The sequence below is a fragment of the Akkermansia muciniphila genome, from assembly GCF_018709685.1.
Taxonomy (GTDB): Bacteria; Verrucomicrobiota; Verrucomicrobiia; order Verrucomicrobiales; family Akkermansiaceae; genus Akkermansia; species Akkermansia muciniphila_E.
Map to the genome: position 1 here is coordinate 1 of NZ_JABDHQ010000020.1, position 13,007 is coordinate 13,007.

A 13,007-nucleotide genomic window follows, 5' to 3' on the forward strand; every position below is an offset into this window, starting at 1 on the left:
TTGGTAGATACTTCATACATGATATTCAACATTTCCGGCGGGTTGAAGGCAGAAAAAACGGTGCAATACGACAATAATGAAATAAAACACCAACCCGCAAAAACAACACGAGAGCAGGCTCAAGAGCCAAAAACATTTCCGACGCCTCTTTTTCCGGAAAAAACTTATCTTGCCACTACGTGGTTGTGGTGGAAATCCACAAAGCTCCGGTATGTTTCCTCATCCAGCAAGTCCTCATGCGTCATCAGCAGGAGTGGGAAAGGCGTGCCTTCATCCGTATAGGGGGGATGGATGTAATCAAACTGGGGGTTGGGAACGAAGCCGTGGCGCTGGTAAAAGCCCAGGCGGCGGCGGGAGATTTCATCCTCCGGCGGGTCAATCTCCAGAATGACCTTGCGGGGGAAAGCGTCCCTCAGCTCCTCCAGAATCCTCTGTCCGGCGCCCTGGCCGCGCAGGGAGGCATCCACGGCAAAATATTCCAGATACACGAACTTCTCCCGCCGCCAGCTCACCAGCATGGCAACAACCCGTCCTTTCCCGTTTAAGAACACTTCATAACAAAAGCCCGGGTCTTGAAACGCCAGCGGAAAATCCTGAACGCGCCGCTGTTCATGCACCGGAAAACTTGTCCGGTAAATATCCAGGGAGTCCAGGAACAGGGGATCATCCACCCCCGTTACGCAGTGCTTGGTCAACGCTTCAGGCTTCATGCCCCGTATCCAACCACACCCGCACTCCTTCGGCAAGGCTCCCGGAAAGACTTCTCCAGTCATGCGGCAGGCTGTTCCGGTTTAACACGTTCACTCCCAGAATGATGCACATTTTTCAACACATTATGCAAACCGTTGGCAATAAATAAAATAAGAAGATACGCCGATCAGCGTGCAGAAATAGTAGATTCCCCTCCATATTCCATCCGTTTGAAGTTCCATTCCGGAAACATCAGGGTTAAATTCAACTCATGATGCCGGGCATAAAATTTTTCCTGCCGCTGTTTTTTACCTGGGCAGTTTTTCCCTGTTCCCTCCGGGCGCAGGAAGAGCCGCATGGAGAGGGCCCCTGGCCCCGCTGCGCCCCCGCACGGCCCGGAAGCCGCATTCTTTTTCTGGGAAACAGCTATACGTTTTTCAACTGCATGCCCGCCATGGTGAAGGCGATGGCAGATTCCCGGGGACTGAGGCCGGACGTGCACATGCACGCGGCTCCGGCAGCTTCCTTCCAGTCCCACTGGCATGACGGGGGCGCACGCAAGAAGCTGGAAGGGACGGCTTGGGACTTCGTCATTCTCCAGGACCAGAGCGCCACTCCCGTCGTGGCTCCGGAGCGGACCATGGAATTCGGCGGCAAATGGTGCTCCTGCATCCGGAGCGCCCACGGCACGCCCGTCCTGTTTCTGACGTGGGGGAGGAAGAGCGCTTCCGGCGTTCCGGAGCCGCAGGAGCAAAAAGCCCTCCTTGAGGCGTATTTGAAACTTGCGCGCCGGGAAAAAGCTGCCGTAGCCCCGGTAGGCATCGCCTGGGAGAATTGCCTCAAGCGCCATCCCGGCATCCCCCTGTACCAGGCGGACGGTCAGCACCCTACGGCAGAAGGCAGCTATCTGGCGGCCTGCGTGTTGTACTGTACCCTGTTCGGCAAGTCTCCCGCAGGCCTGCCGGGAAAACTGTCCCTGAAAGGAGTGACCCTGTGCAGCATTTCCGCAGACAGGGCCAGGAAGCTGCAAACCGTCGCCATGGACACGTGCCGGCAGCTCTTCGTGCCGCCCGCAAAGAACCGTTCCGGAGCTGCCGGACAGTGACCCGCCGCATAGCGCAGAATCTACTGGCAAAACGGATGTTCCCCCTTTACCATTGCGGCGATCACTTACACGTATTATGAGCGAACAAGTCATTATCATCGGCGCAGGATGCGCGGGCTACACGGCGGCCATTTACACCGCCCGGGCCAATCTCTCCCCCCTCCTTATTACGGGCTCCCAGATCGGCGGCCAATTAACCACCACCACGGAAGTGGAAAACTTCCCCGGCTTTCCGGACGGCGTGATGGGCCCGGACCTGATGTTCCTGATGCAGCAGCAGGCGGAAAAGTTCGGCACCCGGTTTGCGTATGAGGACGTCAAGAGCGTGGTCAGGGATGAAGCCACCGGGCTGTTTACCGTGAAAACCAGCGGACAGGATTACGAAGCCCGCAGCATCATTGTGGCTACGGGCGCTTCCGCCCGCTATCTGGGCATTCCCGGAGAAGAAGGCCTCATCGGCCACGGCCTTACCGCCTGCGCCACCTGTGACGGAGCCTTTTACCGCGACGTGCCCGTGTGCGTGGTGGGCGGCGGAGACAGCGCCTGTGAAGAGGCCATGTTCCTGACCCGCTTTGCCTCCCGGGTTTACCTGATCCACCGCCGGGACACGCTCCGCGCGTCCAGAATCATGGCGGAGCGCACACTGTCCAATGAAAAGATTTTCCCCATGTGGAATTCCACCATCGTGAGCTACAAGACGGACGACAAGGGGGAACTGGAAGCCGTCATGCTGAAGGACCTGGTGGAAGGGGATGAAACGGAACTGCCCGTCAAGTGCGTCTTCATGGCGATCGGCCACACGCCGAACACCTCTTTCCTGGGAGACCTGGTGGACCGGGACGCCGCCGGCTACATCATCCGGGAAGCCGGGCTGATGGCAACCAGGACGCCGGGCCTGTTCGCCGCCGGAGACGTGGCGGACCCCCACTACCGCCAGGCCATTTCCTCCGCCGGCATGGGCTGCGGCGCCGCCATTGAGGCGGAACGCTACCTGCTGGGCCTGTAAGCCCGTCTTTCGGAACGGGCCGGAGTTCCCGCGGGAATTCCGGCCCTGTTCCACCACAGGAAAACGGACATGCACCATTACAGCATTTTTGAGCTTTTCAGCATCGGGATAGGTCCTTCCTCCTCCCATACCGTAGGCCCCATGCGGGCGGCGCACCGTTTTCTGGAACAGATACGCCATTCCCCCCGGCTGCCGGAAATTACGGGCATCCGTTGTGAATGCTACGGCTCCCTGGCAGCCACCGGGCACGGGCACGGCACGGACACGGCCATCATGCTGGGCCTGCTGGGGGAAGAACCCCATACGGTGGAGCCGCGCAGCATTCCCGGAAAAATCGGCCGCCTGCACCAGCAGGAGACGCTCCCCGTCACGGAAGAAAAGTCCGTCCGTTTCTCCCCCACCCGGGACCTGGACCTTTCCCACTACCAGCCTCTGCGCCTGCATCCCAACGGGATGCTGTTCACCGCCGTCAACCAGGCCGGGGAACCGGTGGAGGACGCCGTGTTTTATTCCACCGGAGGCGGCTTTGTCGCTTCCGAGCAGGAACTCCTGCATCCGGAGGAACCGGACAGGGAACCGTTCCCCCTCCCCTATGAATCCGCGGAAGAACTGCTGCGCATGGCGGATGAACGGGATTGCCCCCTTTCCTCCATTGTCATGGCCAATGAATGCGCCCTGCTCCCGGAACGGGAAGTCCGTGAGAAGCTGGACCTGATCTGGGCCACCATGAAGCAGTCCATTTCCAACGGCATGAGCGCGCGCGGCAACCTGCCGGGCGTCCTGCAAGTGCCGCGCCGGGCCAAGACCTTGCGGAAATCCCTTCTGGTGCACGGGGAATCAGCCCTGAAGGACCCTCTTTCCATCATGGACTGGATCAACCTGTACGCCATTGCCGTGAGTGAGGAGAACGCCGCAGGCGGCCGCATCGTCACCGCTCCCACCAACGGAGCGGCGGGCATTGTTCCGGCCGTGCTCAATTACGCCACCAAATTCTGTTTTTCCCCGCACCCGGACGCCGTTCACCGTTTCCTGCTCACCGCGGGAGGAATCGCCATCCTGTACAAGAAGAACGCTTCCATTTCCGGCGCGGACGTAGGGTGCCAGGGGGAAGTGGGCGTAGCCTGCTCCATGGCTGCGGCGGCTCTTGCGGAGTACCTGGGCGGAACGCCCCATCAGGTGGAAAACGCCGCGGAAATAGGCATGGAACACAACCTGGGCCTCACCTGCGACCCGATCGCGGGGCTCGTCCAGATTCCCTGCATTGAACGCAACGCCATTGCCGCCATCAAGGCCATCAACGCCGCCCGCATTGCCATGGGCGGCACGGGCGCCCACTTCGTTCCGCTGGACAAGGTCATCCGCACCATGCTGGATACCGGCAGGGACATGCAGTCCAAGTACAAGGAGACCGCCCAGGGCGGACTGGCCGTGAATGTGGTGAATTGCTAAAGGGAAACGGAAATCATCCCACGGGATTCCATATGTGTCTGTTCCCTTAAAAAACGCTGCGGCGGGTTGACAGATACGGGGAGCAAAGGTAGGGTGCGGGCATGTTTTCACGCCTTTTTCTCGCTCTGGCCCTGCTGCTGGGCGGCACGGGACTGTCCCAGGCCGTCCACGTCGTCATGTGCGGCGGCCCCGCCCTCAGACAATGGGAGGGGCTCAGAATCCAGCCTGACAGGCATGACAACTGGTGGGCCAACTTTGTAAGGGCTTCCACCATCCGCATCGCCCAGATCCAGCAGAAAGACCCCTCCGCCAGAATCACCTGGATCGTTTACCGTCCGGGTTACGCGACCCGCGGACGGGAGGACGGCAAGCCCTATACCCGCTGGATTGCGGACCTGGCTTCCAAGTACAGGATCAAGCTCGTCTGGGTGGACAGCGCGGACCAGGCCATCCGCGCTCTGAACTCCTCTCCCCGCTTCCGGGGGGACACGGTGGAATCCTTTTACTACTTCGGCCATTCCAATTGCTTTGCGTGGATGCTGGACTACGGCAACAACATCATGGCCATCTCCACGGAATGGATTCATGAAACGGACCTGAACCGGATACGCCGGGATATTTTCACCCCGCGGTCCGACTGCTGGAGCTTCGGATGCTATACCGGAGCCAGCATGTCCCGCTGGTGGAGGCGCATCGTGGGCGTGCCCCTCTGGGGCAATATGGAATCCACCCGCTACGGCCCCGTCTCCGACGGCAGGCTGCCGGAAGGCGTGGGGAAGTGGGTTAAATAAGCATGTAACAGTTAACAGTGAATAGTTAATACTGCTTATAGCTTTCATATTAACCTGCGCTGTTCATCTGCTGCCGATCCCGTATTGCTTTTCTTGGAAAAAACCTTTATCATCATGCCCATGCGGACTGAATTCCGCCATTTTCTGACACAATCATGAACCAAGCACCCCATGTTGCCATCGTCGGCGCCACCGGAGCGGTGGGCGTTGAGATCCTGTCCTGCCTGGAAACCCGCAACTTTCCCGTAGGCTCCCTGAAGCTTCTGGCCTCCGCACGGTCCGCCGGAAAACAGGTCGCCTTCCGGGGAGAAATGCTGACTGTGGAAGAATTGACGGAGAAATCCTTTGAAGGCGTGGACATTGCCCTGTTCAGCGCAGGCGGCGGCATTTCCCTGAAGTTCGCCCCCATTGCCGCAGCCGCGGGCTGCGTGGTGATTGATAATTCCTCCGCCTTCCGCCAGGACCCGGACGTGCCCCTGGTGGTGCCGGAAATCAATCCGGAGGCGGCGTTCAACCACCCCCGCAACATCATCGCGAACCCGAACTGCACCACCATCATTACGCTGATGGCGCTCTTCCCCCTGCACCAGCGCTTCGGCCTGAAAACCGTCATTGCCTCCAGCTACCAGGCGGTTTCCGGCAGCGGGCAGCACGGTATTACGGAACTGGAATCACAGGTGCGCGCCGTGGTGGACGGCCATCCCGTAGTGAAAAACGTTTATCCGCACCAGATCGCCTTTAACCTTCTTCCCCAGATAGACTCCTTCACGGAAAGCGGCTATACGAAGGAAGAGCTTAAAATGCTTAACGAAGGCCGCAAAATCCTTTCCCTGCCGGAGCTCAAGGTAACGTGCACTTGCGTGCGCGTGCCCGTGTACCGCTCCCACTCCATCTCCGTGACCGCCCAGTTTGAGCAGCCCGTGGACGTGGAAGCGGCCCGCGGCGCCTACGAAGGAAAGCCCGGCGTAGCCCTGATGGACAACCCTGCGGAAGGCGTTTGGCCCACCCCGCTGGACAGCACCAACGGGGACACCTGCTATGTGGGGCGCATCCGCCCGGACATGGCCATTGACAATGCCCTGGCCCTCTGGGTCGTGGGAGACCAGGTGCGCAAGGGAGCAGCCCTGAACGCCGTACAGATCGCGGAACTTCTGGTCAGCCGCTGAACCATATCATCCACTATCCCCGCACCCATTCCTTAACGTCATGTGTGAAGAACAATCCCTGAACGATTACATTACAGAACAGTGCGCCCTGATTGACGCCGCGCTGGACAGGCTCCTGCCTGCTGAGGACGAGAGACCTGAAACCATCCACAAGGCCATGCGCTACAGCATGTTCGCGGGCGGCAAGAGAATGCGCCCCGTGCTCTGCCTGGCGGCGGCGGAAGCCTGCGGCGGCCTGGCGGTGAACGCCCTGGTGCCCGCCTGCGCCGTGGAAATGATGCACACGTATTCCCTGATTCATGACGACCTGCCGGCCATGGACAATGACGACCTGCGCCGCGGGAAGCCCACCAGCCACAAGGCCTTCGGGGAAGGAGTAGCCATTCTGGCCGGGGACGCCCTGCTGACGGAAGCCTTCGCCGTGATCGCCCAGGCGGATGATACGGAACGTTATACGGTCCGGGATTACGTCAAGGAACTGGCGGCCACCGGAGGCAGCACCATGCTGATCGGCGGCCAGATACTGGACCTGGAAGGGGAGCACAAGCAGCTTTCCGAGCCGGAAGTGCGCGCCGTGTACGAGGGGAAGACGGCCGCCCTCCTGACCACGGCCCTCCGCTTCGGCGCCATGTCCGCAAACGCCACGGAAGCCCAGCTGGAAGCCATCACGGACTTCGGCTACAACCTCGGCCTGGCCTTCCAGGTGATTGACGACATCCTGGACCTGACCGCCTCCACGGAAAAGCTCGGCAAGACCGCCGGCAAGGACGTGAACGCGCAGAAATCCACCTGCCCGGCCCTGATCGGCATGGACGGAGCCCGTTCCGAGGCGAAATGCCGCACCCAGGCAGCCCTGGACGCCCTGATGATCTTCCCTGAAGAACGCCGCACCCGCCTGGTGGAACTGGCCAATTACCTTCTCAACCGCGAATATTAAGCCGCATTTTTCATTCATGCCCGCAGAAACCGTATCCGACAACGTGGAAACCCTGATCAACCTGGCGTTGGCCGAAGACTTCGGCTCCGGGGACGTCACCTCCACCTACTTCGTCCCGGAACACCTGACCGCCAGAGCCATCCTGACGCCCCGCAAGAAAGGCGTTCTTTCCGGCGTCAACGTGGCGGCGGAGGTCTTCCGCAAGGTGGACCCCACCCTGAAGGTGGAAGTGTACCTGCACGACGGGGAAGCCGTGGCGCCCGGCGCCGTGGTGATGCTCATTGAAGGCTCCGCCCGCTCCATCCTGGGAGCGGAACGCACCGCGCTCAATTTCATCCAGCGCCTTTCCGGCGTAGCCACGCTTACCCGGAAATACGTGAAGGCCGTCTCCCACACCAGCGCCCGCATCCTGGACACCCGCAAGACCACGCCCGGCTACCGCCTGCTGGAGAAAGCGGCCGTGGCCCACGGCGGGGGCACCAACCACCGCATGGGCCTGTATGACCGCGCCATGGTGAAGGACAACCACCTGATGACGGACGGCAATACGGAACACCTCCAACAGTGCATCAACACCCTCCGCGCGGAGAAGCCCGGCGTGGAAATCCAGTTGGAGGCGGACACCTTGGAACAGGTGGAGTCCTTCCTCAAGCTGGAAGGGGTGGACCACATCCTGCTGGACAACATGACGCCGGAAATGCTGAAGCAGGCCGTCGCCATGCGCGGCGACCGCGCCACGCCCCTGATGGAAGCGAGCGGCGGCGTCAATCTGGATACGGTGGCCGCCATTGCGGAATCCGGCGTGGACTTCGTCTCCGTGGGCTACGTCACCCACTCCGCCCCTTCCCTGGACCTGGGGCTGGACTTCAGCGTGGAATAACATTTATCCTTCAACCCATCATGGACCTGTCCAATTTCAGAGAAGAATACCTCAAGGGCCAGCTGCACAGAAAAGACCTGGCGGAGAACCCCTTTGAACAATTTCAAACCTGGTTTGAGCAGGCCCTGAAGGCGGGCATTCCGGAACCGAACGCCTTCTCCCTGGCTACGGTGAACGCGCAGGGAAGGCCGTCCCTGCGCACGGTGCTGCTCAAGTACTTTGACCAGACGGGCTTTGTCTTTTTCACGAACTACGGCAGCCACAAGGCCCATGACATTGCGGAAAACCCGCAGGTCTGCATGATGCTGCCCTGGGTGATGCTGGAACGCCAGGTCATCATTTACGGAAAAGCCGTCAAGGTTTCCCGCGCGGAATCCCTGAAATACTTCCTCACCCGTCCCAAGGAATCCCAGCTCGGCGCGTGGGTCTCCCAGCAAAGCTCCGTCATTTCCGGAAGAAAACTGCTGGAAATGAAGCTCATGGAGCTGAAAAACAAATTCTCCAAGGGAGAAATCCCCCTGCCCTCCTTCTGGGGCGGCTACCGGATCATTCCGGACACCTTTGAATTCTGGCAGGGCGGCCCCGGCCGCGTTCACGACCGCTTCATGTACAAGCTCCAGGAAGACGGCTCCTGGACGATCGAACGCCTCCAGCCATGATTACCCCGCGCGCAACAGACCAGGGAATCACTTTCCTGGACGTGGAAACACCGCTCTGTACCGCCACGCTGTGCCTTCAGGGCGCGCACCTCACCTCATGGAAGCCGGAAGGACAGGAGGAATGCCTCTTCCTTTCCCCCCATGCGGTCTTTGCTCCCGGCAAGGCCATCCGCGGCGGTATTCCCATCTGCTGGCCGTGGTTCGGACCGCGGAAAGACGCCCCGTCCCACGGCGTGGCGCGCATCTCCGAATGGCGCCTCCACCACCAGGAGACGGACAAGGAGGGGAACGTCCTGCTTTCCCTGGCCTTCTATCCGGAAGACGAGGCTTTCCCCGCCGCCATCCTGCGCCTGGCCCTGGGCCGCACGCTGGCCATGAAGCTGGAAACCACCGCGCGCACGCAACCCTGCAAGCTCACGGAAGCCTTCCACAACTACTTTGCCGTGGGCAACCTGACCAAATGCCGCGTTCACGGACTGGACGGCATCCCGTTCCGGGAAGAAGCGGCCCGGCCCATGAAGCACGGAGAACGCCCGCTGGCGCCCCTGGGGTGCCTGGACCGCGTTTACGACTGCCCCGCCTGCTCGGGAAAAACAGTGCTGGAGGACCTCGTGCTGAACCGCGCCATCACGGTGGAACGGAGCCACGCCTCTTCCGTCATCGTCTGGAACCCGGGACAGCAGGGTGCCAAAAACATGGCGGACCTGGGCGCGGCATCCTGGAACAAATTCCTGTGCGTGGAAGTGGGGAATGCCGGGTCGCGCTGTATTCCCCTCGCCTCCGGACAGACTCATACCATGTGCCAGAAAATCACGGTAGGGCCGTTGAAATAGCGGGTATTCCCCTCCCTTTCATCTGCGGATCAAGGCAATCCCGGACGGGAGCCCCTTCCGGGAGAAAAGGCCGCCGGAACAATTCCGCGCCATTTCTCCGTACAGGGGGGAGCGTGAAAGGCAGCCTCCCCCCACAAGGCGGAAATTGGGCGCACCCGGAACTTTTGTTCCCTGAAACGCCGCTACTCCAGCCTCTGCGGCAGGATTCGGCTTGCAAAAAACCCCCTTTTAAGGTTTGGTAGATTCCGAGCCTTTTGGCGCGTTCCCTACCAAGATGCATACAAACCCACCTTCCGATGTTGGCGACGCCGCAACTTTTATTGCGGAAATTTACGGTCAGGATGTCTTCAATATGGAGACCATGCGCGATTACCTGCCGCGTCCCGTTTACAAGAAACTGCTGGCAACCATCCGCAAGGACGAGAAGCTGGACCCGGACATTGCCAATGAAGTGGCCCAGGCCATGATGACGTGGGCCCTGGAAAAGGGCGCCAGCCACTACACCCACTGGTTCCAGCCCCTGAACGGAAGCACGGCGGAAAAGCATGACTCCTTCGTGGACGTGGACCCGGAAGGAAACCTGGAGCTCAAGTTCTCCGGAAAGAGCCTGGTGCAGGGAGAGCCGGACGCCTCCAGCTTCCCCTCCGGCGGCCTGCGCGCCACCTTTGAAGCGCGCGGCTACACCGCGTGGGACCCAACCAGCCCCGCCTTCATCAAGCGCACGGAAAACGGCGCCACCCTTTGCATCCCCACCGCCTTCTGCTCCTACAAGGGACAGGCGCTGGATAAAAAGACCCCCCTCCTGCGGTCCATGACCGCCGTCACCCGCCAGGCCAAACGGCTGCTCGCCTGCTTCGGAGGGCCGGAAAACATCCACGTCAGCGCGGATCTGGGCGCGGAACAGGAATACTTCCTGGTGGACAAGCAGCTTTACGCCCTGCGCCCAGACCTGATGATGTGCGGCCGCACCCTCTTCGGCAATGTTCCCCCCAAGCACCAGCAGATGGAAGACCACTACTTCGGCTCCATCAAGGACCGCGTGCTGGAATTCATGGTGGACGTGGACGAAGCCCTCTGGAAGCTCGGCATTCCGGCCAAAACACGCCACAATGAAGTGGCGCCGGGCCAGTTTGAAATCGCGCCCATTTTTGAAAGCCAGAACCTGGCCGTGGACCACAACATGCTGGTCATGGAAGTGCTCCGGAAAACCGCCAACAAACATGACATGGTCTGCCTGCTGCATGAAAAGCCCTTCTCCGGCATGAACGGCTCCGGCAAGCATAACAACTGGTCCCTTTCCGCGCCCGGTTACGGCAGCCTGCTGAATCCCGGTTCCAGCCCGCAGGAAAACGCCATCTTCCTCACCCTGCTCTGCGCCACCATCAAGGCCGTGGACGAACACGCCGACCTGCTGCGCGCCTCCGTAGCCAAATCCGGCAACGAGCACCGCCTGGGCGCCCACGAAGCGCCTCCCGCCATCATCTCCATTTTCCTGGGGGACCTGCTGGATGAAATCATTGAGCAGATTGAAAAGGGCGGCACCAAAAAGGCGCGCACGCTGAAGACCATCAACATCGGCGTGGACACCCTGCCCATGTTCCCGCTGGACGCCTCCGACCGCAACCGCACGAGCCCCTTCGCCTTCACGGGCAACAAATTCGAGTTCCGCGCCGTAGGTTCCTCCCAGACCTGCGCATGGCCCATGACGGTGCTCAACACCATCGTGGCGGAAAGCCTGGATGAAATCTGCACCCTTCTGGAACCCGTCAAGGACAATCCGGAGGAATTCCACGCCACGCTGAACAAGCACCTCCAGGGCATCATCAAGAAGCACAAGCGCATCCTCTTCAGCGGAGACGGCTACGGCGAGGCCTGGATTGAAGAGGCGGAACGCCGCAAGCTTCCCAACGTCCCCGGCACCATTGAAGCCCTGGCCGCCCTGGAAACGCCCAAGGCCAAGGCCCTCTTTGAAAAATACAAGGTGGTCAGCCCCGTGGAGCTCCACGCCCGCCATGAAATCCAGACGGAAATATTCTACAAGGAAATCAGCATTGAAGCGGAAACTGCCCTGCTGATGGTGGAAACCCTGTACATTCCCGCCGTGACGGAGCAGCTCACGCAGCTCACCACCGCCATCGCCCAGATGAAAGCCGCCGGAATCAAGGCAGGCATGAAATCCACCGTGGACCGCGCCAACCAGATCGGCACGCTGCTGGACCTCCTCCCCACCCAGGTGAAGGAACTCCGCCAGGCCGTGGACCGCGCCAGCACAAAGGACATTCAGTCCGGCATGGACAATCTGAGAAGCACGATCGACATGCTGGAAGGCCTGACGGACGCAGACCTGTGGCCCGTTCCCACGTATGCGGAACTGCTCTTTCTGTAAAACAACAGCCTTTCCTCAAAAGAGAAAATTATTGACTATCAATCATAAATATCACTAAATCCAGTTCCACCAACAAGAAAAACGGCAAATTAATCGCCTGACGGATTGACAAAACAGCCAAAATAGTTATCCTTTCCGTCCGGTTGTGCATAGGCCGCTTAGACGGACGGCACTGAATCTAGTAATTCACAAGAAGCATCTTTCAACATCATGAGCAAGAGGACTTATCAACCATCCAAGCGTTGCCGCAAGCGTCAGTTCGGATTCCGTGCACGCATGGCTACCAAGAACGGAGCAGACATCATCCGCCGCCGCCGCGCCAAAGGCCGCAAGCGCCTGCTTCCCAAGGGAGCCGAAATCCAGTACAAGCGCCACACCATCCAGCACGGCCGTTAATTCAGCCGCCAGGACTCGGTTAACGCCTCCTTGGAACTTCTTTTCACGGGCCGACCCGCGGGAGATGCGTCTTACTCGTCAACAAAGCATGACCAGGGCATTTCAATTTGCCCGGGTACGCAACGAGGGACCATCCGTAGCAGGTCGGCTTATTGTTTTAAGTGCCGCCCCGCTGGAACATCCGGAAGACCCTTCCAAATTCGGCATCATCTGCACCAAGAAAATCGGCTGCGCCGTCGTCCGCAACAAACTGCGGCGGCGCGTGCGGGAAATCCTGAGGGAGCACGGCGCCCCCTTTGAAAACGGCGTGCACCTGGTGTGCGTCCTCCGCTGGCGGGCCGTGGAAGCCAGCTATGCCGATCTGGAGCGGGACTGGCAGAAAGCCGCCCGCAAGCTCAAACTGCAACTTCTTTCCCGGGAAAAAGACAACGCATGATGAAATGGCTGCTCATTGCCCTGGTACGGGGCTATCAAACCTTCATCAGCGCTCCCCTGCATGCACTGGGGGGCCCCGGCAGCGGCTGCCGCTACACTCCCACCTGCTCCCAATACTTCATTCAGGCTGTCCGGCTTCACGGGGCATGGCGCGGCCTTCTTCTTGGAACATGGCGCATTTTAAGATGCAACCCGTGGGGCGGCTCAGGGTATGATCCCGTGCCTCCGGCCCGCACGCCGCGTTAAATTACCTTTCTCTCCCCTCCCTACCTGC

14 protein-coding genes are annotated in these 13,007 nt (G+C 60.2%); 13 read left to right on the top strand and 1 reads right to left on the bottom strand.

The genetic code is table 11. The features are described from left to right. Window positions 1-164 precede the first annotated feature (164 nt). Window positions 165-710, bottom strand: a complete 546-nt coding sequence (locus HHJ06_RS10645) for a GNAT family N-acetyltransferase (protein ID WP_215429598.1) — start codon at window positions 708-710, stop codon at window positions 165-167. A 446-nt stretch (window positions 711-1,156) separates the two neighbouring features. Here HHJ06_RS10645 and HHJ06_RS10650 point away from each other — a divergent pair, with 446 nt between their 5' ends. The 13 genes from HHJ06_RS10650 to yidD all read left to right on the top strand — a co-directional run bounded on the left by HHJ06_RS10650 (window position 1,157) and on the right by yidD (window position 12,979). Then, window positions 1,157-1,795, top strand: a complete 639-nt coding sequence (locus HHJ06_RS10650; RefSeq protein WP_215429600.1) for a hypothetical protein — start codon at window positions 1,157-1,159, stop codon at window positions 1,793-1,795. A 76-nt stretch (window positions 1,796-1,871) separates the two neighbouring features. Beyond that, on the top strand, window positions 1,872-2,801 hold the full coding sequence (gene trxB, locus HHJ06_RS10655; protein WP_215429602.1) for a thioredoxin-disulfide reductase: 930 nt from the start codon (window positions 1,872-1,874) through the stop codon (window positions 2,799-2,801). Window positions 2,802-2,870: 69 nt separating this feature from the next. Further along, window positions 2,871-4,250, top strand: a complete 1,380-nt coding sequence (locus tag HHJ06_RS10660; protein ID WP_215429604.1) for an L-serine ammonia-lyase — start codon at window positions 2,871-2,873, stop codon at window positions 4,248-4,250. Between the two features lie 101 nt (window positions 4,251-4,351). Beyond that, window positions 4,352-5,041, top strand: a complete 690-nt coding sequence (locus tag HHJ06_RS10665) for a hypothetical protein (protein WP_215429606.1) — start codon at window positions 4,352-4,354, stop codon at window positions 5,039-5,041. 155 nt (window positions 5,042-5,196) lie between these two features. After that, the gene (locus HHJ06_RS10670) at window positions 5,197-6,207 is read left to right on the top strand and encodes an aspartate-semialdehyde dehydrogenase (protein ID WP_215429613.1); all 1,011 of its coding nucleotides are present in this window, start codon (window positions 5,197-5,199) and stop codon (window positions 6,205-6,207) included. 40 nt (window positions 6,208-6,247) lie between these two features. Then, the gene (locus tag HHJ06_RS10675) at window positions 6,248-7,144 is read left to right on the top strand and encodes a polyprenyl synthetase family protein (protein ID WP_215429615.1); all 897 of its coding nucleotides are present in this window, start codon (window positions 6,248-6,250) and stop codon (window positions 7,142-7,144) included. Window positions 7,145-7,160: 16 nt separating this feature from the next. After that, the gene (gene nadC, locus HHJ06_RS10680; protein WP_215429617.1) at window positions 7,161-8,024 is read left to right on the top strand and encodes a carboxylating nicotinate-nucleotide diphosphorylase; all 864 of its coding nucleotides are present in this window, start codon (window positions 7,161-7,163) and stop codon (window positions 8,022-8,024) included. 20 nt (window positions 8,025-8,044) lie between these two features. Continuing rightward, window positions 8,045-8,683 (top strand): pyridoxamine 5'-phosphate oxidase, encoded by a 639-nt coding sequence (gene pdxH / locus HHJ06_RS10685; protein ID WP_215429619.1) that lies wholly within the window; start codon window positions 8,045-8,047, stop codon window positions 8,681-8,683. Then, a complete protein-coding gene (locus HHJ06_RS10690) occupies window positions 8,680-9,516 on the top strand; it encodes a D-hexose-6-phosphate mutarotase (RefSeq protein ID WP_215429621.1) in 837 nt (278 codons plus the stop codon). Before pdxH ends, HHJ06_RS10690 begins: the two co-directional genes overlap by 4 nt. A gap of 274 nt (window positions 9,517-9,790) precedes the next feature. Beyond that, entirely contained in the window at window positions 9,791-11,902 is a 2,112-nt protein-coding gene (locus HHJ06_RS10695) for a glutamine synthetase III (protein ID WP_215429623.1), read from the top strand. 210 nt (window positions 11,903-12,112) lie between these two features. Next, the gene (gene rpmH / locus HHJ06_RS10700) at window positions 12,113-12,298 is read left to right on the top strand and encodes a 50S ribosomal protein L34 (protein ID WP_012420297.1); all 186 of its coding nucleotides are present in this window, start codon (window positions 12,113-12,115) and stop codon (window positions 12,296-12,298) included. 64 nt (window positions 12,299-12,362) lie between these two features. Next, window positions 12,363-12,734 (top strand): ribonuclease P protein component, encoded by a 372-nt coding sequence (gene rnpA / locus HHJ06_RS10705; RefSeq protein ID WP_286010602.1) that lies wholly within the window; start codon window positions 12,363-12,365, stop codon window positions 12,732-12,734. Then, the gene (gene yidD, locus HHJ06_RS10710) at window positions 12,731-12,979 is read left to right on the top strand and encodes a membrane protein insertion efficiency factor YidD (protein ID WP_102715493.1); all 249 of its coding nucleotides are present in this window, start codon (window positions 12,731-12,733) and stop codon (window positions 12,977-12,979) included. Before rnpA ends, yidD begins: the two co-directional genes overlap by 4 nt. Window positions 12,980-13,007 lie beyond the last annotated feature (28 nt).